The sequence below is a fragment of the Streptomyces sp. NPDC002845 genome (assembly GCF_053591955.1).
This window is the reverse complement of the sequence record NZ_JBSFUU010000027.1, coordinates 51,274-77,085: the sequence shown is the minus strand read 5'-3', so window position 1 is coordinate 77,085 and position 25,812 is coordinate 51,274. Positions and strand designations below refer to the sequence as shown.

Here is a 25,812-nt window from a genome sequence, read left to right as displayed (position 1 = left end):
TCCATGAGCAGCAACGAGACGCCCCGCGGTCCCGTCGACTCGTCCCGCGGTACGCCGGCCCCGCGACCTTCGCCCGGCTGCCGCGCCTCGACGAGGTGGGCCGCGCGGATGTCGCCGTGGTCGGCGTGCCGTTCGACTCGGGCGTCTCGTACCGGCCGGGCGCCCGCTTCGGCGGCAACGCGATCCGCGAGGCGTCCCGCCTGCTGCGCCCCTACAACCCGGCGCAGGACGCGTCCCCCTTCGCCCTCGCCCAGGTCGCGGACGCCGGTGACATAGCCGCCAACCCCTTCAACATCAACGAGGCCGTGGAGACGATCGAGGCGGCGGCGGACGAGCTGCTGGGCACGGGCGCCCGCCTGATGACCCTGGGCGGCGACCACACCATCGCCCTCCCGCTCCTGCGCTCGGTGGCGAAGAAGCACGGCCCGGTCGCCCTGCTCCACTTCGACGCGCACCTCGACACATGGGACACCTACTTCGGCGCCGAGTACACGCACGGCACCCCGTTCCGGCGGGCGGTGGAGGAGGGCATCCTCGACACCTCCGCCCTCTCCCACGTCGGCACGCGCGGCCCGCTGTACGGCAAGCAGGACCTGACGGACGACGAGAAGATGGGCTTCGGCATCGTCACCTCGGCGGACATCTACCGGCGCGGCGCCGACGAGGTCGCCGACCAGCTCCGGCAGCGCATCGGCGACCGTCCCCTCTACATCTCCATCGACATCGACTGCCTCGACCCGGCGCACGCGCCCGGCACGGGGACGCCGGAGGCGGGCGGCATGACGTCCCGCGAGCTGCTGGAGATCCTGCGGGGGCTCGCGTCCCGCAACCTGGTCGGTGCCGACGTCGTCGAGGTGGCCCCCGCGTACGATCACGCGGAGATCACGTCGGTGGCGGCATCCCACACGGCGTACGAACTGACGACGATCATGACGCGCCAGATTGCGGAGGCCCGAGCGAAGTGACCCACGACCACGACCTGGTGCTCCGTCCGACGCCCGCGCAGACGGAGGCGGCCCTCAACCCTCCCCCCGGCCGCAACGGCGGAGACCTGGTCGTGGAGACCCTGGCCGGGCTCGGCGCGACGACGGCCTTCGGGCTGCCCGGCCAGCACGCGCTGGGCGTGTTCGACGCGCTGCGCCGCTCCGGTCTGCGGTACGTCGGCCTGCGCATCGAGAACAACGCGGGGTTCGCGGCGGACGCGTACGGCAGGATCACGGGTGAGGCGGCGCCACTGCTGGTGTCGACGGGGCCGGGGGCGCTGACGTCGCTGGCGGCCCTGCAGGAGGCCGCCTCCGCGAGCGCCCCCGTGCTGGCGATCAGCAGCCAGATCCCCACCGCCGGCCTGGGTGGCGGCCGCCACGGCTACCTCCACGAACTCCCGGACCAGGCGGCCTCGTTCAGGAGCGTGGTGAAGTCCGTCCACACCGTCCGTACGCAGTCCCAGATCCCGTCGGCGATCGCGGCGGCCTGGAAGTCGGCGCTGACGGCTCCGCACGGACCGGTGTGGGTGGAGATCCCGCAGGACGTGCTGCTGGCCGAGACGGTGCTGCCGGTGGTGACGGGCCTCGACGCGACCCCGGACGAGCTGCCCCCGCGCCCCGAACTGACGGCGGTGGCAGCGGACTTGCTGTCGCGCGCCGCCCGCCCGGCGATCATCGCGGGCGGGGGAGTCGTACGGTCGGACGCGTCGGGCAAGCTGCGTCAGCTGGCGGAGCGGCTCCAGGCCCCCGTGGTCACGACCTACGGTGGCAAGGGCGCGTTCCCCTGGACGCACCCGCTGTCGCTGCAATCCTGGATCGAGGACCGGCACACGACGGACTTTCTGGAGGGCGCGGACGTACTGCTCGTGGTGGGCTCGGGACTCGGTGAACTGTCCTCGAACTACCACACGTTCAAGCCCCGTGGCCGGGTCATCCAAGTCGAGGCGGACCTCGGCAAGCTGGAGTCCAACCACCCGGCCCTCGGCATCCACGCGGACGCCCGCCTGGCGCTTCAGGCGCTGCTGGAGACGGTGGACGCGCGGGAGGACGAGTCGGCGCCGGGGCGGGTGCGGGAGGTGCTGGAGCGGGTGCGTGAACGGATCGCCTCCCAGCAACTCACCCTCGAACAGGACCTGCTGGCGTCCATCCACCGGGCTCTCCCGCCCCGGGCGCCCTCCTTCTGGGACATGACGATCCTGTCGTACTGGGCCTGGGCGGCCTTCGACGCACGCTTCCCCAACACGATGCACTCGGCCCAGGGTGCGGGCGGTCTCGGCTACGCCTTCCCGGCGGCCCTGGGCGCGGCGGTGGCGGACCCGTCGTACCCGGTCCTCGCCGTCTCGGGCGACGGCGGCGCCCTGTACTCGATCGCCGAGCTGGCCACGGCCAGGCAGCACGACCTGAACGTCACGTGGCTGATCGTCGACGACGCGGGCTACGGCATCCTGCGCGAGTACATGACGGACGCGTTCGGGGAGACGACGGGGACGGAGCTGGCGCGGCCGGACTACGTGGCGCTGGCGGAGTCGTTCGGGGTGCCGGGGGTGCGTACGAGCCCCGAGACGCTGGGGGAGGACCTGGCGAAGACCCTGGCCGCTCCAGGCCCTTCGGTGGTCCTCCTCTCGGCGGTACTGCGGATGTTCGCGCCGACGCATCTTGGGTGACGTGCCCGGGGTGACGTAACTCCCCGCCCGCGCCTACCAGATCGCCTCCACCCACTCCGGGTGGTCGATGAACGGGTTCCGGTTGCCCTGGTAGTTGCTGTAGATGGCGTCGTTGCGGCGCTCCTCGAAGGAGTCCGGCGGGTCCTGCTCGTTCCACTGCTTCAGCACGGAGAGGCGCCCGTGGTAGGGGGCGCTGCCGTTGGAGACGTAGTTGTTGGGCTCCAGGTCGGCCCAGCCGTCGCCACCCTCGTAACGTACGGCCATGTAGAGGATCATGCGGGCCACGTCGCCCTTGACGGCGTCGCGGGGCTCGAAGGAGTTGGAGTCGGTGTAGTTGCCGGCGGCGCCGCTGACCGAGCTGCCGCCGTGGTCGAAGTCCTTGTTGCCCCGGATGCTGTTGACCTGGACGTCGGCGGGGCGCAGATGGTGCAGGTCGGTGCCGGGGCCCGTCGCGGTGCCGAAGTCGCCGTGGGACTTGGCCCAGACGTGTTCGCGGTTCCAGTCGCCGACGTCGCCGCCGTTGAGCGACTTGCTGCGGGACTTGCCCGAGTACAGCAGGATCACGTTGCCGCTGTTGCGGGGGTCCTGGTCGGTGACCTTCAGCGCGTTCCAGACCGCGGAGTACGAGATCCTGGACTGGCTGCTGATGATCGTGTGCAGCGAGCTCTTGAGGCTGGTGCCGGTCTTGCCGATCGCGTTCTTGTAGTACGTGCTGTCGTACGCCGTGGTCGTCGCGGCGGCGGGGGAGGCCGTGACGGCGGGGACGGCGAGGCCTATGAGTACGGCCGAGGTCGCGAGAGCCACTGATTTCCAGCGGCGGGTCTGCGTGGCGGGCATGGGAGGTGTCCGTTCTACGCGAGTTGAGTGATCGGCCAACGGACAGGAGGGTGACATGGACATGAGTTTCTGGGTGTGAACGGCGCGAGTCTGTTGTGTGACAGGTTCGGGAGAATCGCGCATCGCGGAACAGGTCCGAACTTCTCCGCTCACGTCCTGAGTTGAGTGCCTGTCCCACGGTGCACTGCTGCCGGCTGCAGGGTGGCGACACGTTCGCGTGGTTCCGTGGAGCCAGTGGATCAGCGAAACCGGGAGGAGCCCGGCGCGACAGCGTGGTGGTCATGGCGGACTGGGACATCCGGTCGGTGTCGGTGTCGGTGTCGGTGTCGGACGTCGAGGCGGTGGCCGAGTTGCGTGCCGTGGTGCTGCGGGCGGATCTGGAACGGCTCGGCCGGTACGACGCGCGGCGGGTGCGGTAGCGGCTGCGGGACGGATTCGACCCGGCGCACACCTGGGTGATCGAGGTGGGTGCCGCGTTCGCCGGCCGCGTGGCGCTGCGACCGGCCGAGGACGCCCACCGGCTGGAGCACTTCTATCTGGCCCCGCGTCTTCAGGGCAGCGGTATCGGTTCGGGCGTGCTGCGCGAATTGCTGGAGCGGTGCGACCGCAGCAGCGTCCTCGTCCGGTTGAACGTGCTGCAGGGCAGTCCCGCCCGACGGCTGTACGAGCGGCACGGGTTCACAGCCGAGACCGAGGATTCGGTGGGCGTGTTCATGGTGCGCAAGTCGGCCTACTGAGCGCCGGCGTGGCCAACCAGGGTGCTCGGCCACAGTGACGCCTTGGTCGTCGCACAACTGCCCACGCGGACCTGTCAGGGGCACCTTCCCTGTCGTGGTGTGGCCGATCATGATCTGTCGCCTCCGGTCCGGGCCCGGCGGGCATGCCCCCGCTATGGGGAGCCTGGCAGTCATCGCCGGTCCCGTCTTCGTGAGCCCCAACAGGGCAGCCGGCAAAGGCGATCGGGGCCGCGACCTGGGTGTTCCGCTTGTTTGATCGGCTACACCACGTGGCGGGACACCATCCCTGTCAGACGTGACGGAATCGCCGCGTTGGGGCGTGTCCCACGACGCCGTGCCGGGGATCAAGCGGGGCATCTCCCCTGTCGTGCTGTAAGCGACCTTGCCCGAGGTATCCCCCGGCGTCCGCCCATCAGGGAGGCGAACATTCAGGCCGTGCCCACGCCGCAGGCTGACGCACTATCGGCAGGCGGGAAGCCGTGAGGCCTTCGATTCCGGCCGCTACCTGCATCCTTGTCTGCTTTGTCTATCGGTTGTGCCGCCCGGCGGGACGACCTCTCGGTGTTCGCCTGCTACCGACCCGCTACCGACCTGCTACTGATGGGAGGACCAGGGAGCGAGCAGGTCGTGCAGCAGCTCGGCGAGGGCGTTGTCCAGGGCGTCCTCCCGGCGCTGATCGCCCACGGCTTCAGGGCAGAGCGCGGCAGGGCGGGCGATCCAGAGGATCTTCCAGGGCCTGGAGTTCAGCACGGGATCGCCCCAGATCCCGCCATGGGGGACGAGCGGGTGGAGCAGATCGTTGATCCGCTCCATCACAAGCTGCACCAAGGGCCCTTCGATGGCCGCGTGCGCGGTGGTGAACGCCGTGGGGGAGGAGCGGGCGATGGCGGCCGTGGTCGGATGGCGGCGGATGATGCGCACGACGTGGGTCAGGTGATCGGTGATCCCCGGGACCGTGCCGTCGCTGGGACGGATGCGGTGCGCGGCGTCAAAGGCGTCCGCGAGTTCGGCCTTCAACGCGAGCAGATGCAGCGCGGAGGCGGACTTCCAGTTGGCGTAGAGGAAGTTGCGCGATGTGCCGCAGCCGCGGGCGATGGCGGCGAGGGACACGTTCAGGCCGTCGGTATGCATGAGCATGCGCGCCGTGGCGATCACGTGGCTTGTGCTGTGAGGGTTGCGGTCGAACATGAAGCTCGGGCTCATGGCACCCCATCGTCCAAAAAGTGTGAGCAGTCGGGCGCTGAATGTCACCCAGACACTCAAATGAGCGATGTCTGAACGGTGGGGGCGGGAGTGCTCACGCCTGTTTTGGGAGGCACTCCCGGGCCGGGGCGAGCGGGGGCGCGATCAGCCGGGGAACTCCCCGCTCTTGAGGGCTCCGACAAACGCCGACCACCCGGGCGCGGTGAGGAGCAGGGCGGGCCCATGAGGGTTCTTGGAGTCGCGCACGGGCACGCCGAAGGCATGGCCGTCAAGGACTTCGAGGCAACTGCCGGCGTCGGCGTTGCTGTGGGACGACTTGCGCCAGCCGCTCAGCACGGCGGCGTTCGGGATGGTTCGGTCAGTCATGGTGTCCGTAATCTTTCGCAGTAGCCCTGAGCATGGCCAGTGACTCCTTCAGCGGCAGCGCGTCGCTCAGGGCGAGATCGTAGCGAGTCTGCAACTCGCGGACCACGGACGGGGAGTCGTGCAGTTTCCCCATCCGATCGCCCTCGCCGTATGCCAGAGGTGGCTGGTCCTCGAACCACATCAGCGTGAGCATGCTCTGCATGAGGGGGTGATGGCCCACACCGAACGGCATCACATGTACGCGGATGCGTCCAGTCTCGGCGAGACGAACGATGTGCATGATCTGCTCCGCCATGATGTCCCCGCTGGCCACTGGGCGCCGCAGCACCGTCTCGTCCAGCAGCACCCACACCATGGGCGTCACCGGATCTTCGAGGATCTTCGCGCGCTCAACGCGTGTGACGAGGCGCTTGTCACGCTCCTCTTCACTCACCGGAGGGAACGCCGAACTCAGGACCGCATGTGCGTACCTCTTCGTCTGGAGGATGCCCGGGAAGTACGCCAGGGCGAACTCGCGGATCATTGCCGCCTGTTGTTCGAGTACGCGCACCGCCTCGAAGTAGTCGGCGGTCGCCACATCGTCCTGCGGCAGAAAGCTGCTCAGCACGTTCCCCGTGTTCAGCGCCCGGTCCAGCCGCTGCGCGTCCCGCTTGGACGGCACCCGGCGCCCCGCCTCGATGTGCGCGATGTGCGAGCGCGTCATGAACGCCATGTCGGCCAACTGCTGCTGTGTCAGCCCGGCCGCCTCGCGCTGCTGCTTGAGCCAATCGCCGTAGATGGTGCCCATCGCGTCAACCCCCTTGCGACGAAAGTCCTGTCACCTGCTCCTCTCTGGCGAGCCTAGCCCGGACCGTCTCACTCTGTGAGTGGATCGCTACACAAGGCGAAACCCCCGCGACCGTGCGACCGGTCCGGGGGCGTGGCCGTCAACGAACCCAAGGAGTCGACGACATGAATCACCGTATCGCCCGCCTCGTCGAGCCGTTGCTGCGGCTCCTGCTGCCAGGCGTGGGGCGCCGCCGCGGCCGTATCGCTGCCACCGGCGAGGCGGTTCAGGCCACAGCCGCCCCGTACGCCGACGGTCCGACCGCACGCCGCTCCGGCTCCCGTCCCCTGCGCGGCGAGGACCACGCCCTGGTCCGCCCCTACCTCCTCGCCCACGAGCGGCGCGAGGAGGAGCGGAAGCGGCAGGTCCGGCGGCGGGCAGTGAAGCTGGCTGTGCATGGGATCGACATCGGGCCGCGTGTCATCCGCGGGGCGGAGGTGACGGTGTGAAGGGCGGTGTCGGCGGTGCACGTCTGCTGCCCTGGGCGGGATCGGAGGGGCAGCCCTGCTACCTCGTGACCGACGGCAACGGATACCTATCCCGCTTGGCCGACAACATCGAGAGCGTGCAACTCGGCATGGCGGGCGACTTCCTCGGCCACGCCGCCGACATGCTCGCCGACCGCCGGGCCACTCCCGCGCATCTCCGGTACCTTCTCGCCCGCATGAGTGAGGCGCTGACCGACGTGCACCGGATCGCCGAGAGCCGGGGCGTCCGCCTCCCCGTACCCGCCTGCGGCGACATCGACAGCGACAGCGACATCGACGGCGACATCGACGGCGACGGCGATGACGACGACAGCGATGACGACAGCGAAGGAGGCCGGAACGGCCTCGGCGTTCCCGGCGACATCGACGCCTCCGCACGAGAAGCCTGATCGGCCCGCCCTGGCGGCTACCGGCCGGTGCTGCGGCGAATACGGCGAATACGATGAGTACGGCGGATACGGCGGATACGGCGGATACGAGGACCTCGTGCCGACGACCGCCAGTGCGTGGCGCCCTGCCCGAACTCCCTGACGTTCACGGCAAGTCCACCTCCCCACCACCGCTCCCGTCCTACCGTGACGCCATGCGCCTGAGAACTCTTCTCGCCACTGTCACCGCCGGTCTGGCGGCGGCCACTTCCCTGGCCGCCGCCGGACCCGCCAATGCCGACGGCGTCACCGCCGACGGCGCCAACTCACTGAAAAGGAACGCCTGTTCACCCTCTGCGTCCATCGACAGCTTCTCCGACGCCCTCGACAAGACGACCTTCGAGGGCACCTTCGTCGGCAACTTCTCCGCCCTCGCCGTGGACCGTGACGGTTCCCTCCTCGCGGTCTCCGACCGGTCCGCGCTCTTCTCGCTCGACCGCCGGACGCTCCGGCCGACGGGCGTCGTCCCGCTCGCCGACGAGAACGGGGCCGCGCTCGACTCCGAGGGGCTGGTCGTCGACCGCGACGGCACGCGGCTGATCAGCTCCGAGACCGAACCGTCCGTACGGCGCTACGACCGCGCCGGCCGCCCGCTGGGCAGCCTCCCCGTGCCCGACGCGCTCCGGGTCGCCCCCGCGGGCCGCGCCGCCGTCAACCAGACCTTCGAGGGCCTGACCCTCTTCCCCGGCGGCCGTACCCTGCTCGCCTCGATGGAGGGCGCCCTGGCCGGGGACGCGGCCGGGGTGGTCCGTTTCCAGACGTGGGAGCGGCACAGGGGCAAGGAGTTCGAGCTCTCGGCCCAGTACGGCTACCGCGCCGACTCCGGCCTCGGTGTCGTCGAGGTCACCGCCCTGCCCGGTGGCCGCCTCCTCGTGCTGGAGCGCGGCTACACCCCCGGCGTCGGCAACACGGTCCGCCTGTACGCCGCCGACCCACGCCGGGCCACGGACACCGGCGGCACCGAGACACTCACCGGCCAGGACGGCGACGGCGTACGACTCGTCCGCAAGACTCTGCTCGCCGACCTCGTGGACTGCCCGCCCCTCGGCGCGACCGCCAGGCAGCCCCAGCCCAACCCGTTGCTCGACAACATCGAGGGCATGACGGTCACGGGCCACGGCCACGGCGGGCTGCGCCTGCTCTTGGTGAGCGACGACAATCAGAACGACGTCCAGATCACCCGCTTCTACCGGCTGACCGTGCGCCTGCCGTAAGACGAAAGCCGCAGGGTGCCGTCCGGCACCCTGCGGCCACGCGTCTCCTCTTTCCCGCTCAGTCGCATTCGTTCCCGGCGGGCCGGTCCTTCATCCGGAACGTCATTTTCGGCGTTCCGTCCTTCTTGAGTTCATCGGCGACGCCGTCGATGTAGTTGCCGTACGAGTAAATCCGGTTGTAGCCGCGGCCGCGCCATGAATCGACGTCCACCATGTCATCGTACTTTCCGGTCAGATTCCAGGTGTACGACTCGACCTTGAAGACCGGGTTCACACGCACCACGCGCTTTGTGGGGGCGGCCTCGATCCAGGCCGTCTTCTGCGGGCTGATGTCGATCACATCGGTATTCGAGACACTCACCGACTCCTCGATGGCCCAGGAGTACTCGTACGACGCCTCGACCGACGTGCCGAACCAGTCGCCGATGGACGCCTCCACGCTGGTGGAACCGCCGACAGAGTGCGAGTACGACGTCGAGGTCGAGTATTCGCGGCCCAGTTCCAGGCCGTACCCGCCGCTGTCGGTGCAGTTGGAGCGCGGCTCGCTGATGGGCCGCCATGCGTCCTGGAAGGTCCAGCTGGAGGCCACGGGATATTCGCAGCGGCCCTCGAAACGCTCCCAGCCCGGCTGCAGCGTCCACTTGCCGTCGTCCTTGTGCCACACCGGCTCCTTGCGCCACGAGGAGTGGTCGCGGAGCTCGCCGGTGTTGATGTTGACGTACCAGTCCTGGTAACCGGTGTCACCGTCGGCGCCACAGACCTGCGCCATCATCTCGTCGGTGTCCCAGGGCTCCTCGCCCCGGATGTTGACGGCGCCGCCGGGTCCGGCGTGGGCGGGCTGAGCCAGCGCGAGGCTCGCGACCGCGCTGAGCAGGGCTGTGACCGCCGCCGCCGCTCGCCGCGTGCGAATCCGCGGCTTTAATGTGTTGTCCGTCACTCGAACGTTCACCTTTCTGTGCAGCCGTGGCTGCTTTTATGCATGCACGCATGGCCATTTCTGGCGCGGTGCACGCCGTAGGGCGGAGTGAATTCAAAACCGCCTTACTGTGGAGTAATAAATATTGAGTTCGGGTGCGTGCCTGTCAAACTCCCAGGTCAAATGTGATCAAGGTGGAAAAATGGGCGTGCGGGGTTCGTGTTATCCGTCCGGCGGTGGCGAGTGCGTCGCGCTTTTCCCGTCCGGGACCGGCGGATATGACGGCGTGTCACTTCGGAGCTACGTTCCGGTCCAGGGGGGTGAGATATCGGGCAGAAGGAATTCCCTGGCGGAATTCCGGGCGTCGCCCGCCCCCCTTGTTACCGTCCTGAGACATGCCCGGTGTGACAGGAGTGGCGCGCGTCACGCGGCCGGTGCGCGCCGCTCACCGCTCCGGCGGGATGAAATCCGCCTCCCTCGGCGTTGGTGACTCCGGCGGGGTAAGGACCAAAGCGTCCAAATGGTCGAGATCGACGGAGGCGGCAGGCGTGGCAGCGCACCAGGGTGGGGCCGAGCAGGCGGAACCGGGCCGGGCGGAACCCGTCGAACCGGCGGCACCCCCCGGCTGGGCCCGGCGCCTCGCCGGATACGCCTGGCGCTACCCCAAGGACGTGATCCTCGCCCTCGGCTCCTCCCTCGCCGGTATGGCCCTCATGGCCCTCGTCCCCCTGATCACGAAGGTGATCATCGACGACGTCATCGGCGCCGGAACCCGCGACATGGCCCCCTGGGCGGGCGCCCTCATCGGCTCCGCCGTCCTCGTCTACGTCTTCACCTACATCCGCCGCTACTACGGCGGCCGCCTCGCCCTCGACGTCCAGCACGACCTCCGTACGGAGATGTACGGGACGGTCACCGGTCTCGACGGCCGCCGCCAGGACGAGCTGTCGACCGGGCAGGTCGTCGGCCGGGCCACCAGCGACCTCCAGCTGATCCAGGGCCTGCTGTTCATGCTCCCGATGACGATCGGGAACTTCCTCCTCTTCGCGATCTCCCTCGTGATCATGGCGTGGCTGTCGATCCCGCTGACGCTGGTCGCGCTCGCCGTCGCCCCGGCCCTGTGGTTCATCGCCCAGCGCAGCCGGACGAGGCTGCACCCCGCCACCTGGTACGCCCAGGCCCAGGCCGCCGCCGTCGCGGGCGTGGTCGACGGCTCCGTCAGCGGCGTACGCGTGGTGAAGGGCTTCGGGCAGGAGGACCAGGAGACCGGGAAGGTGCGGGAGGTCAGCCGGCGGCTCTTCGCGGGCCGCCTGCGCACGATCCGGCTGAACTCGGTCTACACCCCCGCCCTCCAGTCCGTGCCCGCCCTCGGCCAGGTCGCGATGCTGGCGCTCGGCGGCTGGCTGGCGGTGCGCGGGAACATCACGCTCGGCACGTTCGTCGCCTTCTCCGCCTACCTCGCCCAGCTCGTCGGCCCCGTCCGCATGCTCGCCATGGTCCTCACGGTCGGGCAGCAGGCGCGCGCGGGCACCGAACGCGTCCTGGAACTCATCGACACCGAGCCCACGCTCACCGACGGCACCAAGGCCCTGCCCGCCGACGCGCCCGCGACCGTCGAGTTCGACGACGTCTCCTTCGCCTACGAGGACGGACGGCCCGTCCTCGACGGGCTCAGTTTCGAGATCCGTCCGGGCGAGACGCTCGCCGTCGTCGGCTCCTCCGGCTCCGGCAAGTCCACGGTCTCGCTGCTCCTCCCGCGCTTCTACGACGTCACGCGCGGCGCCGTCCTCATCGGCGGCCACGACGTGCGCGAACTGACCCTCGACTCCCTCCGTGCCGCCATCGGCCTCGTCCCCGAGGACTCCTTCCTCTTCTCGGACACGGTCCGCCGCAACATCGCCTACGGCCGCCCCGACGCGACCCAGGAGCAGATCGAGACCGCGGCCCGCGCCGCCCAGGCGGACCGCTTCATCGCCGAGCTGCCCGACGGCTACGACACCAAGGTCGGCGAACACGGCCTGACCCTCTCCGGCGGCCAGCGCCAGCGCGTCGCCCTCGCCCGCGCGATCCTCGCCGACCCCCGCCTCCTCGTCCTCGACGACGCGACCTCGGCCGTGGACGCCCGCGTCGAGCACGAGATCCACGAGGCCCTCAAGCAGGTCATGGAGGGCCGCACCGCCCTCCCGTCGCCCGACCACCACCCCTCATCGAGCGCTAACGCGCGCACCACCCTGTTGATCGCCCACCGCCGCTCCACCCTCAACCTCGCCGACCGCATCGCCGTCCTCGACCACGGCCGCCTCGCCGACCTCGGCACCCACGAGGAGCTCCAGCAGCGCTCCGCCCTGTACCGGCGCCTCCTCACCGACCCCGACGAACTCGGCGGGGTCTCACCGGGGCACGTCCACGTCCAGCCGACCTGCCCGGCCGAGGACACCTCCGTACGCGACGAACTGGACGCCGAGTTCGACGCCGAGCGCGGTATCACCCCCAGGCTGTGGACCGGCGACCGCGAACCCCGGGACCTGGCGTTCGACGGCAGCCCCGCCACCCCCGAACTCCTGGCCCAGGTCGACGCGTTGCCCCCGGCCACCGACACTCCGGGCATCGACGAGGCCCGCGCGGTCACGCCGGAGGAGTCGTACGGCCTGAAGCGGCTCCTGCGTGGCTTCGGGCTCCCTCTCCTGGTCTGCCTCCTGCTCGTGGCGACCGACGCGGGCATGGGACTGCTCCTCCCCGTCATGATCCGGCACGGCATCGACCAGGGCGTCTCCGAGCTGGCTCTCGGCGCGGTGTGGGCCGCGTCCGGACTCGCACTCCTCGCCGTACTGGCCCAGTGGACGGCGCAGATCGGCGAGATGCGGATGACCGGACGGACGGGGGAGCGGGTGCTCTACTCCCTCCGCCTGAAGATCTTCGCCCAGCTCCAGCGTCTCGGACTCGACTACTACGAGCGGGAGTTGACCGGCCGGATCATGACCCGCATGACGACCGACGTCGACGCCCTGTCCACCTTCCTCCAGACGGGCCTGGTCACGGCCTTCGTCTCGGTCGTCACCTTCCTCGGCATCATGGTCGCGCTGGTCGTCATCGACGTGGAGCTCGCGCTCATCGTCTTCGTGACACTGCCGCCGCTGATCGTCTGCACGGTCTTCTTCCGGCGGGCGAGCGTGAAGGCGTACGAACTCGCCCGTGAGCGCGTGTCCGGGGTCAACGCCGACCTCCAGGAGACGGTGTCCGGGCTGCGGATCGTGCAGGCGTTCCGACGCGAGCGCGACGGCGGCGAGCGGTTCGCGCGGGGCAGCGACAGCTACCGGCAGGCACGTATCCGCGGGCAGTGGCTGATCTCGGTCTACTTCCCGTTCGTACAGCTCCTGGCGTCCGTGGCCGCCGCGGCCGTCCTGGTCGTGGGCGCGCACCGCGTCGACGCCGGCACACTGACCACGGGCGCGCTGGTCGCGTACCTCCTCTACATCGACCTGTTCTTCGCCCCCGTGCAGCAGCTCTCCCAGGTCTTCGACGGCTACCAGCAGGCCACGGTCTCGCTGGGCCGCGTCCAGGAACTGCTTCAGGAGCCGACGTCGACGAGGACGGCCGAGAAGCCGCTCGCGGTGCGGTCCCTGCGCGGCGACATCACCTTCGAGGACGTGCACTTCGCCTACGGGGCCGCCGACGAACCGGAAGAGGCCCTCGGCGGCGTCGCCCTGACCATCCCCGCCGGGCAGACCGTCGCCTTCGTCGGCGAGACCGGCGCGGGCAAGTCGACCCTGGTGAAGCTGGTCGCCCGCTTCTACGACCCCACGAGCGGGCGGGTGCTGGTCGACGGCACCGACCTGCGCGACCTCGACATCACCTCGTACCGGCACCGGCTGGGCGTCGTCCCGCAGGAGGCGTACCTCTTCCAGGGCACCGTCCGGGACGCCATCGCCTACGGCCGCCCCGAGGCCACCGACGCCGAGGTGGAGGCGGCGGCACGGGCGGTCGGCGCCCACGACATGATCGCCACGCTCGACGGCGGCTACCTCCACGAGGTCGCCGAGCGCGGCCGCAACCTCTCCGCCGGGCAACGCCAGTTGATCGCCCTGGCCCGCGCCGAACTCGTCGACCCCGACATCCTCCTCCTCGACGAGGCCACGGCCGCCCTCGACCTGGCCACCGAGGCCCAGGTCAACCAGGCCACCGACCGCCTCGCCGGCCGCCGCACGGCCCTCCCGTCGCCCGACCACCGCCCCCCATCGGGCGCTTACGCGCGCACCACCTTGATTGTCGCCCACCGGCTGACCACGGCCGCCCGCGCGGACCGTGTCGTGGTCATGGACCACGGGCAGGTCTCCGAGGACGGCACGCACGCGGAACTGCTGGCGCGGGGCGGGCGCTACGCCGACCTGTGGCGGACGTTCGTGGGCGAACCGGTCACCGCCGCGTAGACGGTAGATGTAGACGAGCGAGGGCGCCCGGGACCCGCGCGGCGCGGCTCGCGCGGGAAGCAACCGTCAAGCATGAGCGGGAAGCAACCGTGTGCCGTACGGCGTGCGTCCGTACACCAGTACGGTGTCTGCGGTGGGAGGGGCTGCAGTGAGCAGGGGTGGGAAACGTGCTGGGAAACGTGCTGGAAAACCGGCGGGACCACGCCGGGGGGTAGCGCTCGGCATGGCCGCGCTGACCGTGTCCGGGCTGTTCGTGCTGTCGAGTCCGGGCACCGCGGAGGCGGCCTCGCCCTGCCCGGGGCGCAAGGTCCGTACGCTGCCCTTCTCCACCGGGTCCGTGCAGGTCTTCAAGCGCAGGGGATACGTCTGTGCCGTGACCGTCGCCAAGAAGCAGGGCACGCGCAAGTGGATGTCCGTGAGCCTGCGGGCGTGGGGCGGGCGGCCGGTGGTGAACGAGGGGTGGTTCAAGTACCGCGCCGGGCCGGTGAAGGTGCACGCCGGGCGGCGGTGCGTGTGGGTCGAGGGGGAGGTCGGCCGGGGTTCGGTGAGCTCGGGCTGGATCCTCTGCTGAACGCGGAATGAGCGCCGAAGGCCGCACAGCAACTCCGCGCAGGGTTTTCCCTATCTCTCCCGAGTTCTGCTGAACGCCGCCTGATACATGGCCAGTTGGGCTGTTCCTCCCCTGGTGCCCCGACGGTCGCTCGACTAGGTTCCGGCGCACATCTGTTTCACAGGGGAGAAACGTATGCGCAAGGCGCTCAGATGGCTGCTGGCGCTCGTGGTGCTCATAGGCACCCTGAGTACGGCGGGAGCGGCCACCGCCGCCCAGCCGGAAGCCATATCAGGCACCGCAGGTACGGCCACGCAAGACATCAAGGACCGGCTCCTCGCGATACCGGGCATGAGCCTGATCGAGGAGAAGCCGTACACCGGTTACCGCTTCTTCGTCCTGAACTACACCCAGCCGATCGACCACCGGCACCCGGCCAAGGGCACGTTCCAGCAGCGGATCACCGTGCTGCACAAGGACACCAGCCGCCCGACGGTCTTCTACACCGGCGGCTACTTCGTCTCCACGACCCCGAGACGCGCCGAGCCCACCCAGATCGTGGACGGCAACCAGGTCTCCATGGAGTACCGCTTCTTCACGCCGTCCCGCCCCGACCCGGCCGACTGGTCCAAGCTCGACATCTGGCAGGCGGCGAGCGACCAGCACCGCATCTTCAAGGCCCTCAAGCCGGTCTACGGCAAGAAGTGGATCTCCACGGGCGGTTCGAAGGGCGGCATGACCGCCACGTACTACGAGCGCTTCTACCCGCGCGACATGGACGGCGTCGTCGCCTACGTCGCCCCCAACGACGTGATCAACAAGGAGGACTCGGCCTACGACGAGTTCTTCGCCACCGTCGGCACCAAGAAGTGCCGCGACCGGCTGAACGCCGTCCAGCGCGAGGCCCTGGTGCGCCGGAAGCCGCTGGAGAAACGGTACGCCGAGTACGCGGCCGCCGAGGGCTTCACCTTCACCACCATCGGCAGCCTGGACAAGGCGTACGAGGCGACCGTCCTCGACTACGTGTGGGGCTTCTGGCAGTACAGCCTGCTGGAGGACTGCGACAGCGACACGATCCCCGCGGACGCGGCGAACGCGACGGACGACGAGATCTGGACGTCCATCGACACGATCTCCGGCTTCTCCTTCTACACGGACCAGGGCCTGGAGCCGTACCAGCCGTACTTCTACCAGGCGGGTACACAGCTGGGCGCGCCGACGATCGTGTTCCCGCACATCGAGAAGAAGTACATCCGCCACGGCTACCTGCCGCCGCGGAACTTCGTCCCGCGTGAGATCCCGATGAGGTTCCAGCCGTGGGCCATGCTCGACATCGACACCTGGGTCCGCAACAACGCCCGCCGGATGCTCTTCGTCTACGGCGAGAACGACCCCTGGGGCGCCGAACCCTTCCACCTCGGCAAGCGCGCCCGTGACTCGTACGTCTTCACGGCCCCCGGTGCCAACCACGGCGCCCGTGTCGCCGGCCTGGTCGAGTCCGAGAAGGACCTCGCCACGGCCCGCATCCTCAAGTGGGCGGGCGTGGCCTCCCCGGCGGTCCAGGAGGACGCCTCGGTCGCCAAGCCGCTGGCCGGGTACGACGCCAGGCTCGACAAGCACGACATCGAGCGGGAGCCGACGCTGCGGCCGTAGTACTTGATAACGGCCAGTCAATTTCCGTAATGCTGCGCCCGGCCCTTCACACCTCCACACCTCCACACCTTCACACCGGCCGGGCGCAGCCCACCGGCCTGCTGCCGCCGAGCTGTACGTACAGCTCGGTCGTCGACGGGCACTCGGACCTCTTGCCGACCGCCGACGTCACCTGGTACTCGGGCGGGTTCTCCCTCTTGCCGTCGCAGGACGTCTCGCGGACCTCGCCCTCGCCCGCGCCGTACACGCAGTCGCCGGCGATGGTGCGCGGGCCTCCTCCGCCGCCGGGGTCGCCAGGGTGCGGGGGTTCGAGGTTGCGCATGCAGGCGAAGCCCCGGGGGACGGAACCGTCGCCGTCCTCGTCGAAGTCCGGCTCGGACTCGCTGATGTGGAGGACGAAGTCGGTGGTCGCCGGGCACGGCGGGCCGTCGGAGGCCCTGCCGCCGTGGCGGGCGATCACCCGCGCGGCGGCACGCTCGCTGCCGCAGGGCACCTCCGTGAAGCTGGTCGTGCCGAAGGAACTGCACTCGTCGACCGCGAGGAACAGCGCCCCGTACCCCGAGGGCGACCGTGTCGCCGTACTGGACGAGGAAGAGTTCTGTGCGACGTCATCGGCCCCGGACAGCGCCTGACAGCCCGAGAGCACCGCGACGGCGAACACGGCAACGGCCGACCGCGCTCCCCAAACCCCGCGCATGCACCAATCCCCCCGATATACCCCCGGTACCCGCCGTCCAGCGTGACCCGCCGAGGGAGGGCCACGCCACACGTGCCGGGGGCTTTGGGCCACTTGGGAGTGGGGGCGCTGGATTGGGTGACGTATGCCCTAGTACGACAGCCCGTAGCCGATCGGATACAGCACCTGCGCCGGGTCGTCCGCCCGCTGCACCGGCACGGGCAGCTTCCCCCGCGGCGCCACGCGTCCCGCCAACACCCAGGCCGCCGCCCGCAGTTCGACATCGGTCCAGGAGTACGAGGCCAGGCAGGCGCCCACGCCCGGGAGGTGGGCCACGTCGTACGGATTGCGGACGGCGACCGCCACGACGGGCACCCCGGTGGCCACGAGCGCCGCGACGAGCCTCTGCTGCGCACTGCCCGCCGTCACGTTGTACGTCCCCACGACCACCGCGTCCTTGCCCCGCGCCGTCGCGACCGCCCGGTCGACGGTCGCCTGCGAGGGTGCGGTGCCGGTGGACAACGCCGTTGCCGTGAAGCCGAGTTCGGTGAGGGCGGCGGCCAGGACGGTGGTGGGCGGGCCGGTGGTGCCCGACGGGGAGGCGGGGTCGGCGCCGACGACGAGCAGGTCCGGGTGGGTGCGGGGCGAGAGCGGCAGCAGGGCGTCGCCGCCGGCCCCCTCGTCGGCCTTTCTGTTGACGAGCAGCGTGGTCGTCCGCTCGGCGATCCGGTCGGCCGCGTCGAGATGCGCGCGGATGCCGACCGTCCGGTCCACGCCCGCGTCGGTGACGTACGGCTTCCCGAACAGCCCCAGCTTCGCCTTCAGCCGCAGAACGCGCAGGACGGACTCGTCGAGGCGGGCCTCGGTCAGCTCGCCTCCGTGTACGGCGTCGAGGACGGCGTTCCAGGCGATGTCCAGGGAGGGCGGGTTGAGGAGCTGGTCGACCCCGGCCCTGAGGGCGAGCACCGGCACGCGGTCGTCGCCGTACTTGGTCCGTACGCCCTCCATGCCGAGCGAGTCCGTCACTACGACCCCGTCGTAGCCGAGTTCCTCGCGCAGGATGCCGGTGAGGATCGGGCGGGAGAGCGTGGCCGGGTCCTCGGACGGGTCGAGGGCCGGGACCATGATGTGCGCGGTCATGATCGAGTCGATCCCGGCGCGGATGGCGGCCTCGAACGGCGGCGCGTCGAGGCTGGCCCACTGCTCGCGGGTGTGTTCGATGACGGGGAAGCCGTAGTGGCTGTCGGTCTCCGTGTCCCCGTGTCCGGGGAAGTGCTTGGCGGTCGCCGCCACCCCGGCGCCCTGATACCCCTTCACCTGCGCGGCGACGAGCCCGGCCACGGCCTCGGGATCGGCACCGAAGGACCGTACGCCGATGACCGGGTTGGCCGGGTTCACGTTCACGTCGGCGACGGGCGCGTAGTCCTGCCGGACGCCCATCGCGCGCAACTCGGCCCCGCCGATCCGCCCGGCCGTGCGTGCGTCGCCCCGCGAGGCGCCCGCGCCGAGGGCCATGGCGCCCGGAAGGAGGGTGGCGGGCTTGCCCACGCGCGCGACTATCCCGTGCTCCTGGTCGGTGGAGATGAGGACGGGGAGCCCTCGGGGCAGGCCGAGAGAGGCCTTCTGGATCCCGTTCGACAGTCCCGCGATCTGATGCGGATCACGGGTGTTGTGCGCCCAGGCGAAGTAGATGATCCCGCCGACGCGGTACTTGGCGACCAGCTCGGCGGCCGTCCGTACCCCGATCTCCTTGAGGTTGGCATCGATGTCGGCCTGGTCGGGCGCGGTGGCGGAATGCCCGTACACCCGCATCACGAAGAGCTGTCCGACCTTCTCCTCCAGCGTCATACGGGAGATGAGGGCGCGGAGCTTCTTGTCGTCGACCTCGGCATCGGCATCGGTATCGGACGCGTCGGCCGGTACCGCGTGCTGGAGGGCGAGGCCGGTGGTGATGCCGGCGGTGGCGGCGAGGACGGTACGTCTGGAGGGGGTTGGTCGGCTTCCCGTGCCTCCCGTGTCTCCCGCGTCTCCCGTGCTTCCCGTGCCGGAGTCGCGCATGTGCGCTCCTTCCCTTGTGAAGGAAACTTCCGAGGAGCCACGAATATCCGGGAAGTTTCTTCCGGTCAAGGGAACGTACCACCGCTGCCACCGTGAAATGTCGCTGTGGGGAGGGGGCGTGAAGAGGAGGCGTGAAGAGGAGAAGAGGAGACGTGAAGAGGGGCCGTCACCGGCGCAGTCGGAGGGGGCGCGCCGGTGACGGCGTGCTGCCGGCCGCAGGCGGCGGAGAGGGGGGTCAGCGATCGCAGCCAGCAGCGAAGCCGACACCGCACTGCGGAGACTCATCCGGCAGCATGCTGGTTGGACGGGGCGAGATGGTGGCCGGTTCCCGGGAACCGGCCGAATCCCGGAAGTCGGTACGGGGGTGAGGCGTGTGGCTACTGGGGCCGGTGAGCCGCCACTTCGGGCCAGTGTTCCTGCAAGGTGCGCACCGTCTCCGCGATCGCCGGACGGCGTGACGCGCCCGTGCGCCACAGGGCGTACAGACGGCGTACGGGCATGGGGTCGAGGGCGACTTCGACGACACCTTCGGGGAGGGGACCGCGGCCGAGGCGGGGGATGAGGGCGATGCCGAGGCCGGCGGCGACGAGGGCGACGAGGGTGGGGTTCTCGTCGGCCTGGTGGACGATGTCGGGCTCGCAGCCGGCCGCGCGGAGCGTGCGCATCAGCCAGTCGTGGCAGACACGGCCCGGGGGCTGGCAGATCCAGCGCTCGCCCTTGAGGTCCGTACGGCGGACCGAGGCGCGCCCGGCGAAGGGGTGGTCCGCGGGGACGAGGAGGTCGCACAAGTCGTCGCCGATGACCGCCTGTTCGACTCCCTCGGGCGCGGGCAGCGGCGCGATGTCCCAGTCGTGGGCGACGGCCATGTCGACCGCGCCCTTGGCGACCAGATCGACGGACAGATGAGGGTCGATCTCGGTGAGGCGGGTGTCGAGGGCCGGGTGGCGCCGGGCCAGGTCGGCGAGGACGCCCGGCATCAGGCCCCGGGCCGCCGAGGCGAACGCCGCGACCGACAGCTGCCCGGCGGGCAGCCCGCGTTGCTCCTCCAGCTCGGTCTCCGCGCGCTCGACGATGGCCAGCAACTCCTGGGCGGTGGCGGCGAGACGGTGCGCCTGCTCGGTGAGCCGGACCCCGCGCCCATGGCGCTCCAGCAGCACGGTCCTGGTCTCCCGCTCCAGCTTCGCGATCTGCTGGGACACGGCGGAGGAGGTGTAGCCGAGGGCGGTCGCCGCGGCGCCGATCGTGCCGTGGACGGAGACCGCGTGCAGGGCACGCAGGCGCTGGAGATCGAGCACGGGGTCCTCCTTGTGCAGGGGTGAGCTGGTGACGGCTGGGCTTCCGGCGTAGAGCGTAAGCTCGCGGCGTGGATGCCTTCTTACCGTTTCTGATCATGGTCGGCGGACTCGCCCTGGTTCTGGGGCTGTGCACCTGGCTGGCGGTGGTGAGCCGGCGCCGTGGTGTGGCCGGTGGGGGGCTCCGGGGGGCCATGGCCGCGTACGACGAGGCGTTCCACGGGACGGCGGCCGACTCGTACTACGAGATCCAGGTCGAGGCGGACCGGCAGACGCCGATGCCGTCGCCGGGTGACCCGTGGCGGCTGAGGCTGCGCCTGCGGCGGCATTCGTAAGCATTGCTTCATCCATCCCTCCAGTAATCCGCGCTGGTGCTGCATGATCAGGTGGCGGATGCTCGACGCATGCGACCCGCACACCTCACCCTCGCCGTCCTCGTCGCCGCCGTCTGGGGCGTGAACTTCACCGTCATCGAGATCGGCCTCGACCACTTCCCGCCCCTGCTCTTCTCGGCCCTCCGCTTCCTGGCGGCGGCGCTGCCAGCGGTGTTCTTCGTGGGACGCCCGAAGGTCGCGTGGAAGTGGATCGTGGGGGTCGGGTTGGTGCTGGGCGCGGCCAAGTTCGGGCTGCTCTTCGTCGGGATGGACGCGGGGATGCCCGCCGGGCTGTCGTCGCTCGTCCTCCAGATCCAGGCGGTCTTCACGGCGTTGATCGCCTTCGCGGTGCTGGGTGAACGGCCTACCGGCGTACGGCTGTCGGGCATGGCCGTGGCGCTGTCCGGGGTGGCCCTCGCGGCCGTCGACGAGGGCAGGGGCGGCCCGTTGGCCGCCTTCGCCCTCGTCGTCGCGGCGGCGGCCTGCTGGGGCCTGTCCAACGTCCTCACCCGCAAGGCGTCCCCGCCCGACGCCCTCAACTTCATGGTCTGGGTCAGCACGGTGCCGGTGCTGCCCCTGCTCGCCCTGTCCCTCCTCCTGGAGGGCCCGGCCACCGACCTGGCCGCCCTGCGGGCGCTGGACTGGCAAGGAGCGGGCGTGATCCTCTACGTCGCCTGGATCACAACCGTCTTCGGCTTCGGGGTATGGGGTTGGCTCCTCCGCCACCACCCCGCGTCGACGGTCGCCCCCTTCTCCCTCCTCGTCCCGGTCTTCGGCATGTCCTCGGCCGCCCTGTTCCTCGGCGAACCGATCAGCGGCCTGCGCTGGGCCGCCGCGGCACTGCTGGTGGGCGGGGTGGCGCTGACGTCCTTGGCGCCGGGCCGGGTTGTGCCACCTGTGCCGACCGGGCCGAAGGGCTCGGGCTCGACGTCGCCAACGGCCTCGGGCGGGCCTGCGGGTCCGGAGTCCCACCGGTCGGCCCCGACGGCCGCGTCATGGCGTACCTGAGGCGGCTGGGACACCCCGCGAAATGGGGCGAGGCGTGGCGCCCCCGGCCCCCCAGCCGGAGTCGCCACGCCTCGTCAACGCGCTTGGCGCTGTTCCCCCCACACCCGACTCTGCCTGATCACCGCCGGACGGGAAACCCTTTGCGCTGTGGCGCAAGGGCGTGACGCACGGTGTGCGGCCAAGGGGGGTGGCCGTCACGCCGAGTCGTTCAGCAACCGCCCCAGATGGTCACGCCCGGCCGCCAGCAACCCCGGCAGCGGGGCCGCCGCCTCGTACCACCGCTTCTCGTACTCCCAGCACAGCCAGCCGTCCCACCCCTGCCGCGACAGCAGCTCCACGCACTCGGTGAGCGGCAGCACCCCGGCCCCCAGCGGCAGCGGAGTCGTGTCGTCGGCGGAGGCGATGTCCTTGACCTGTACGTATCCGAGGTACGGGGACAGCGCCGCGTACGTCTGCGCGGGCTGCTCGCCGCCGAGCCAGGTGTGCATGACGTCCCACAGCGCCCCCACCTGACGGTGCCCGACCAGCCCGAGCACCCGCATCGCGTCGGCGCCGGTGCGGTGCGAGTCGTGGGTCTCCAGCAGGATGCGTACGCCGACGTCGCCCGCGTACTCGGCCGCCGTGCCCAGCCGCCGGGCGGCCGTCGCGTCCGCCTCCTCGGGGCTCTGCTCGTCACCGCCGCCCGGGAAGACACGGACGTACGGGGCGCCCACGTCCCGTGCCAGGTCGAGGAGTTCACGGATCTCGGCGAGCACGGGAGCGTCGTCACCGGGTGCCGCGACCCGCGCGTACCCCGCAAGCCCGAGGATCTCCACGCCCGCCGCCTTGAACTCGGCGGCCGCGTCGGCCCGTCCGGTGATGCCGAGGCCGGGGTGCACCGGTTCCTCGGGATGCGCGCGCAGCTCGACGCCGTGATAGCCATGGTCGGCGGCCAGCCGTACGACGTCGGGGAGGGGGAGACCGGGGACACCGAGCGTGGAGAAGGCGAGCTTCATACCGCGGACCCTAGCGGACCCTGCCCGTCACTCCTCGGTCCCGTGCAGATCCAGCCGCCAGTCCTGCCCCATCAGATCCACCCCGAACGAACGGTGCGGCTTTTCGGCGACGAGGACGAACCCGTGCCGCTCGTAGATGCGGCGGGCGGGGGCGAGGACGTCGTTGGTCCACAGCACCAGCTCGCGGTAGCCGACCTCGCGCGCGAAGTCGACGCACGCCCGGGTGAGCCGGTCACCGACGCCCAGGCCGCGCGCGTCCGGCTCGACGAGCAGCAGCCGCAGCCGCGCCGCCCCGGGCGCCTCGTCCCGCACACACATCACGCATCCCACGGCCCGCCCGTCCAGCTCCGCGATCCACACCCGCTCCAGATGCGGATCGTGGTCCTCGGCGAAGTCCGCGACGATCCTCGCGACCAGCCCCTCGTAGTCCGCGTTCCACCCGTACTCCGCCGCGTAGACGGCCGCGTTGCGCTGCACGATCCACCCCAGGTCGCCGGGGCCGGGCTCGCGCAGCCGTACATCCTCGGCGGCCGGTCCGTGCCCGTCGGCCAGGATGGTCCGGATCGTCCGCATCGCCTCGGCGAGCCGCGGCCGCTCGCCGGCGGGCACGGTGGACAGCAGCGACCCGATGGCCTCGGTGGACCGCTCGTCGAGCAACTCGGCCTTCTCCCGCCCACGCGCGGTGAGCGTGACGCACCGGCGCCGCGGGTCCCGCTCCGAGCGCGACCGCTCCACCAGCCCGTCCTCCTCGAACTTCGCCAGAATCCGGCTCAGGTAGCCGGAGTCCAGTGACAGCTCGGCCCTCAGCTCCGCCGCCTCGGCTTGCGGCAAGTGCGCCAGCTCCCACAGCACGCGGGTCTCGGTGAGCGTGTACGGGGCGTAGAGGTGGCGGCCGTAGTCGAGGGCGCCGATGACGTTCGTATAGAAGCGGTTGAACGAGCGGATGTCCTGCACGGTCATGATCGATCGACCTTCGTCCGTTCGTGCCGGATAGTTGACTCAGTCAGAGGTAACGCTTCCGAGCGTACGACGAGCCCGGGCGCGGCGTCCATGGCCGGGAGACCGGGAGACCGGGAGACCGGGGGAGCGGGAGACCGGGGGAGCGGCGACGGCGGAGTGGAGGCCGTCCCGGCCGGCGGACTCCGGCTACCGAACACTTGCTCAGGGCTCCACCCTTCAGGGTGGAGGTGTAGGGCATCCTGAGCCCAGCGGCCCGGAGGGCCGCAGCGGCACTGCTGAAGTCGCCTTGTCCGACAACGTAGTTGGCGGACCTACCGCCGGACTGGCGGGATGTCAAGCCTGTGGAGACCTTGTCAGACCACCCTCGGGTGGCAGGGGTCGATGAAGCAGGAACCCAAGGGAGCACCGCGTAGCGGTGCTGACCGGAATCGCCTGCGTTCACGCAGGCGAGGATGTCAACGGGCTCGTCCGTAGAGCGGCGCCGAGCTGCGTGCGGCGCGGAGCTGCCCCCAGACGGGCAGCTGATGCCTCTTGGCCGGCCCTCCGGCGCCCGATCGGCATGGCGGGAGGCGCCCAGCGAGGCACCCCGTGAGGCACCTGTGAGGTGTCTCGCTGGGTGCCTAGTCAGGTACCGATCGCCTCGTCGGGCGCACACGTCCCAGTCGCCCAGTCACCCGGCCGGAAGGCGGCTTCAAGACCCGCCGGAAACCCGTGAGGGCCCGTCCGGCGGACCATGCCCCGGGCGGCCGCGGGGCACCGCGGCCCGAAGCCGGAGAGACCCGCCGGGCGAGCGCGAGCCCTACTCCCGAGGCGCCCCCGTGGACCCCCGCACCATCAACTCCCCCTGAACCGTCGCGATCCCCCCGGGCGGCGGCTCCTCCCGCCCCATCGCGATCCGCCCGGCCCGCGCCCCCGCCTCGGACAGCGGCAGTCTCACCGTCGTCAGGGCGGGCACCGCGTCGATGCTGAACGGCAGGTCGTCGAACCCGGCGACGGAGACGTCGTCCGGGATGCGGAGCCCCGAATCGCGGAGCGCGGCGCACGCGCCCAGTGCGACCGTGTCGTTGGCGGCGACGACGGCTGTCAACGACGGGTCGCGGCGCAGGAGTTCGAGGGTGGCCTCGTAGCCGGAGCGGCGGTCGTAGCGGCCGTGGACCGTGCGGCGCGGGCCGTCCTCGATGCCGTGGGCGGCGAGGGCGGCGCGGTGGCCCTCCAGACGGTGGCGGGTGGTGGTGCGCTCCTCGGGGCCCGCGATGTAGCCGAGGCGGCGGTGGCCGAGGCCGATGAGGTGCTCGGTGAGCTGCTGGCCGCCGCCGCGGTTGTCGAAGGTGAGCGCGATCGCCTCGGGCACGGGCGGGCGGCCGCACAGGACGACCCGGGTCCCCGCGTCCGCCAGCTTGCGCAGCTTCGTGCTGACCGCGGCCACATGCGTCGCGTCCTCGATCGCACCGCCCGTGAGAACGACCGCGGCGGCGCGTTGACGCTGAAGAAGCGTGAGGTAGGTCAGCTCACGCTCCGGGGAGCCGCCGGTGTTGCACACCACCGCCATGCGCTCCCCGCCCGCGCGCCCGCCCGGACCCCCGATCTCCGCCTGGATCGCGCTCGCCATGATCCCGAAGAAGGGGTCCGCGATGTCGTTCACCAGGATGCCGACCAGGTCGGAGGTGGCGGCCGCCAGCGCGCTCGCGGGGCCGTTGAGCACGTAGTCCAGCTCGTCCACGGCCCGCAGTACCCGCTCGCGCGTGGACGCGGCCACCGGATAGTTCCCGTTCAGCACCCGGGAGACGGTCGCGGGCGACACCTGCGCGCGTGCCGCCACGTCCGCCAGGGTCACAGTCATCGTTTCCTCGTCCTCCGGTCACGCGTCTCGTCCTGCCGCCAGTTGTCGCGGCCTGTCCCCAACCCGCCAGTTGTAGCCGGTCGTCCCGAACCGGGCCGCACCGGGGCGTCCTGTACCGGCTGATACCGGCTGTACTGCCTGCACCGGCTGTACTGCCTGCACCGGCTGTACCGTTCGCACCTGTTCCGTCCCGTACTGGGCCTTCCGTCCTCCAGACGCCCGTACGGCCGCGCCGGTTGCCGTACGGGCGTGCCGTCCAGGTGGGCGGGGCGCAGCCGTACGGGAAGTCGTACACGAAACCGCGCAACTCTCACCCG

The 25,812-nt window shown here is 70.7% G+C and carries 19 protein-coding genes and 3 pseudogenes; 11 read left to right on the top strand and 11 right to left on the bottom strand.

Features of this window, described 5'->3' with window-relative positions:
* The first annotated feature begins 3 nt into the window (after nt 1-3).
* Both speB and ACWD3C_RS21090 read left to right on the top strand, forming a co-directional pair.
* Nucleotides 4-965 (top strand): annotated as a pseudogene (gene speB, locus ACWD3C_RS21095) (agmatinase).
* On the top strand, nt 962-2,647 hold the full coding sequence (locus ACWD3C_RS21090; RefSeq protein ID WP_451146012.1) for a thiamine pyrophosphate-binding protein: 1,686 nt from the start codon (nt 962-964) through the stop codon (nt 2,645-2,647). The pseudogene speB and the gene ACWD3C_RS21090 overlap by 4 nt, the downstream one beginning before the upstream one ends.
* 33 nt (nt 2,648-2,680) lie before the next feature.
* Here the strand turns inward: ACWD3C_RS21090 and ACWD3C_RS21085 are convergent, their stop codons facing one another.
* On the bottom strand, nt 2,681-3,484 hold the full coding sequence (locus tag ACWD3C_RS21085; protein ID WP_451146010.1) for an endonuclease I family protein: 804 nt from the start codon (nt 3,482-3,484) through the stop codon (nt 2,681-2,683).
* Between the two features lie 281 nt (nt 3,485-3,765).
* Between ACWD3C_RS21085 and ACWD3C_RS21080 the strand changes: the two are divergent.
* Nucleotides 3,766-4,221 (top strand): annotated as a pseudogene (locus ACWD3C_RS21080) (GNAT family N-acetyltransferase).
* A gap of 594 nt (nt 4,222-4,815) precedes the next feature.
* On the opposite strand, the gene ACWD3C_RS21075 reads toward ACWD3C_RS21080, so the two are convergent.
* The 3 genes from ACWD3C_RS21075 to ACWD3C_RS21065 all read right to left on the bottom strand — a co-directional run bounded on the left by ACWD3C_RS21075 (nt 4,816) and on the right by ACWD3C_RS21065 (nt 6,577).
* Complete coding sequence (locus ACWD3C_RS21075) at nt 4,816-5,424, bottom strand: hypothetical protein (RefSeq protein WP_451146008.1); 609 nt, start codon at nt 5,422-5,424, stop codon at nt 4,816-4,818.
* A gap of 144 nt (nt 5,425-5,568) precedes the next feature.
* Nucleotides 5,569-5,790 carry a DUF397 domain-containing protein gene (locus ACWD3C_RS21070; RefSeq protein ID WP_451146006.1) on the bottom strand — a complete coding sequence of 74 codons (222 nt, stop codon included), beginning with the start codon at nt 5,788-5,790 and terminating at the stop codon, nt 5,569-5,571.
* On the bottom strand, nt 5,783-6,577 hold the full coding sequence (locus ACWD3C_RS21065) for a helix-turn-helix domain-containing protein (protein WP_451146004.1): 795 nt from the start codon (nt 6,575-6,577) through the stop codon (nt 5,783-5,785). The genes ACWD3C_RS21070 and ACWD3C_RS21065 overlap by 8 nt, the downstream gene beginning before the upstream one ends.
* A gap of 164 nt (nt 6,578-6,741) precedes the next feature.
* Here ACWD3C_RS21065 and ACWD3C_RS21060 point away from each other — a divergent pair, with 164 nt between their 5' ends.
* The 3 genes and pseudogenes from ACWD3C_RS21060 (at nt 6,742) to ACWD3C_RS21050 (ending at nt 8,746) form a co-directional block, all read left to right on the top strand.
* Complete coding sequence (locus ACWD3C_RS21060; protein WP_451146002.1) at nt 6,742-7,065, top strand: hypothetical protein; 324 nt, start codon at nt 6,742-6,744, stop codon at nt 7,063-7,065.
* Nucleotides 7,062-7,346 (top strand): annotated as a pseudogene (locus ACWD3C_RS21055) (hypothetical protein); the annotation flags it as partial. The gene ACWD3C_RS21060 and the pseudogene ACWD3C_RS21055, both read left to right, overlap by 4 nt.
* A 341-nt stretch (nt 7,347-7,687) precedes the next feature.
* Nucleotides 7,688-8,746 carry an esterase-like activity of phytase family protein gene (locus tag ACWD3C_RS21050; protein WP_451146000.1) on the top strand — a complete coding sequence of 353 codons (1,059 nt, stop codon included), beginning with the start codon at nt 7,688-7,690 and terminating at the stop codon, nt 8,744-8,746.
* A 58-nt stretch (nt 8,747-8,804) separates the two neighbouring features.
* Here ACWD3C_RS21050 and ACWD3C_RS21045 read toward each other — a convergent pair whose 3' ends face one another.
* Nucleotides 8,805-9,683 (bottom strand): hypothetical protein, encoded by an 879-nt coding sequence (locus ACWD3C_RS21045; protein ID WP_451145998.1) that lies wholly within the window; start codon nt 9,681-9,683, stop codon nt 8,805-8,807.
* A gap of 527 nt (nt 9,684-10,210) precedes the next feature.
* Between ACWD3C_RS21045 and ACWD3C_RS21040 the strand changes: the two genes are divergently transcribed.
* The 3 genes from ACWD3C_RS21040 to ACWD3C_RS21030 all read left to right on the top strand — a co-directional run bounded on the left by ACWD3C_RS21040 (nt 10,211) and on the right by ACWD3C_RS21030 (nt 16,292).
* Nucleotides 10,211-14,089, top strand: coding sequence for an ABC transporter ATP-binding protein (locus ACWD3C_RS21040; RefSeq protein ID WP_451145996.1), 3,879 nt, complete (start codon nt 10,211-10,213; stop codon nt 14,087-14,089).
* Between the two features lie 223 nt (nt 14,090-14,312).
* The gene (locus ACWD3C_RS21035) at nt 14,313-14,660 is read left to right on the top strand and encodes a hypothetical protein (protein ID WP_451145994.1); all 348 of its coding nucleotides are present in this window, start codon (nt 14,313-14,315) and stop codon (nt 14,658-14,660) included.
* A gap of 174 nt (nt 14,661-14,834) precedes the next feature.
* Nucleotides 14,835-16,292 carry a S28 family serine protease gene (locus ACWD3C_RS21030; protein WP_451145992.1) on the top strand — a complete coding sequence of 486 codons (1,458 nt, stop codon included), beginning with the start codon at nt 14,835-14,837 and terminating at the stop codon, nt 16,290-16,292.
* Between the two features lie 70 nt (nt 16,293-16,362).
* Here ACWD3C_RS21030 and ACWD3C_RS21025 read toward each other — a convergent pair whose 3' ends face one another.
* The 3 genes from ACWD3C_RS21025 to ACWD3C_RS21015 form a co-directional block, all read right to left on the bottom strand.
* Nucleotides 16,363-16,989 (bottom strand): hypothetical protein, encoded by a 627-nt coding sequence (locus ACWD3C_RS21025; protein ID WP_451145990.1) that lies wholly within the window; start codon nt 16,987-16,989, stop codon nt 16,363-16,365.
* 129 nt (nt 16,990-17,118) lie between these two features.
* Entirely contained in the window at nt 17,119-19,026 is a 1,908-nt protein-coding gene (locus ACWD3C_RS21020; RefSeq protein WP_451145988.1) for a glycoside hydrolase family 3 protein, read from the bottom strand.
* Nucleotides 19,027-19,403: 377 nt separating this feature from the next.
* A complete protein-coding gene (locus ACWD3C_RS21015) occupies nt 19,404-20,321 on the bottom strand; it encodes a LysR family transcriptional regulator (protein ID WP_451145986.1) in 918 nt (305 codons plus the stop codon).
* Between the two features lie 68 nt (nt 20,322-20,389).
* Here ACWD3C_RS21015 and ACWD3C_RS21010 point away from each other — a divergent pair, with 68 nt between their 5' ends.
* Nucleotides 20,390-20,653, top strand: a complete 264-nt coding sequence (locus tag ACWD3C_RS21010; protein ID WP_451145984.1) for a hypothetical protein — start codon at nt 20,390-20,392, stop codon at nt 20,651-20,653.
* A gap of 69 nt (nt 20,654-20,722) precedes the next feature.
* On the top strand, nt 20,723-21,700 hold the full coding sequence (locus ACWD3C_RS21005; protein WP_451145982.1) for an EamA family transporter: 978 nt from the start codon (nt 20,723-20,725) through the stop codon (nt 21,698-21,700).
* Nucleotides 21,701-21,894: 194 nt separating this feature from the next.
* Here ACWD3C_RS21005 and ACWD3C_RS21000 read toward each other — a convergent pair whose 3' ends face one another.
* From ACWD3C_RS21000 to ACWD3C_RS20990, 3 genes are all read right to left on the bottom strand, one after another.
* A complete protein-coding gene (locus ACWD3C_RS21000; RefSeq protein ID WP_451145980.1) occupies nt 21,895-22,695 on the bottom strand; it encodes a sugar phosphate isomerase/epimerase family protein in 801 nt (266 codons plus the stop codon).
* A gap of 27 nt (nt 22,696-22,722) precedes the next feature.
* The gene (locus tag ACWD3C_RS20995; RefSeq protein ID WP_451145978.1) at nt 22,723-23,655 is read right to left on the bottom strand and encodes a bifunctional helix-turn-helix transcriptional regulator/GNAT family N-acetyltransferase; all 933 of its coding nucleotides are present in this window, start codon (nt 23,653-23,655) and stop codon (nt 22,723-22,725) included.
* A gap of 799 nt (nt 23,656-24,454) precedes the next feature.
* The gene (locus tag ACWD3C_RS20990; RefSeq protein WP_451145976.1) at nt 24,455-25,495 is read right to left on the bottom strand and encodes a LacI family DNA-binding transcriptional regulator; all 1,041 of its coding nucleotides are present in this window, start codon (nt 25,493-25,495) and stop codon (nt 24,455-24,457) included.
* Between the last annotated feature and the right edge of the window lie 317 nt (nt 25,496-25,812).

Bases quoted from the DNA above. Each gene is read 5' to 3' on its own strand.
- ACWD3C_RS21085 (WP_451146010.1), bottom strand. From the start codon at position 3,484: ATGCCCGCCACGCAGACCCGCCGCTGGAAATCAGTGGCTCTCGCGACC.
- ACWD3C_RS21075 (WP_451146008.1), bottom strand. From the start codon at position 5,424: ATGAGCCCGAGCTTCATGTTCGACCGCAACCCTCACAGCACAAGCCAC.
- ACWD3C_RS21070 (WP_451146006.1), bottom strand. From the start codon at position 5,790: ATGACTGACCGAACCATCCCGAACGCCGCCGTGCTGAGCGGCTGGCGC.
- ACWD3C_RS21065 (WP_451146004.1), bottom strand. From the start codon at position 6,577: ATGGGCACCATCTACGGCGATTGGCTCAAGCAGCAGCGCGAGGCGGCC.
- ACWD3C_RS21060 (WP_451146002.1), top strand. From the start codon at position 6,742: ATGAATCACCGTATCGCCCGCCTCGTCGAGCCGTTGCTGCGGCTCCTG.
- ACWD3C_RS21050 (WP_451146000.1), top strand. From the start codon at position 7,688: ATGCGCCTGAGAACTCTTCTCGCCACTGTCACCGCCGGTCTGGCGGCG.
- ACWD3C_RS21035 (WP_451145994.1), top strand. From the start codon at position 14,313: ATGGCCGCGCTGACCGTGTCCGGGCTGTTCGTGCTGTCGAGTCCGGGC.
- ACWD3C_RS21030 (WP_451145992.1), top strand. From the start codon at position 14,835: ATGCGCAAGGCGCTCAGATGGCTGCTGGCGCTCGTGGTGCTCATAGGC.
- ACWD3C_RS21025 (WP_451145990.1), bottom strand. From the start codon at position 16,989: ATGCGCGGGGTTTGGGGAGCGCGGTCGGCCGTTGCCGTGTTCGCCGTC.
- ACWD3C_RS21020 (WP_451145988.1), bottom strand. From the start codon at position 19,026: ATGCGCGACTCCGGCACGGGAAGCACGGGAGACGCGGGAGACACGGGA.
- ACWD3C_RS21005 (WP_451145982.1), top strand. From the start codon at position 20,723: ATGCGACCCGCACACCTCACCCTCGCCGTCCTCGTCGCCGCCGTCTGG.
- ACWD3C_RS21000 (WP_451145980.1), bottom strand. From the start codon at position 22,695: ATGAAGCTCGCCTTCTCCACGCTCGGTGTCCCCGGTCTCCCCCTCCCC.
- ACWD3C_RS20995 (WP_451145978.1), bottom strand. From the start codon at position 23,655: ATGACCGTGCAGGACATCCGCTCGTTCAACCGCTTCTATACGAACGTC.
- ACWD3C_RS20990 (WP_451145976.1), bottom strand. From the start codon at position 25,495: ATGACTGTGACCCTGGCGGACGTGGCGGCACGCGCGCAGGTGTCGCCC.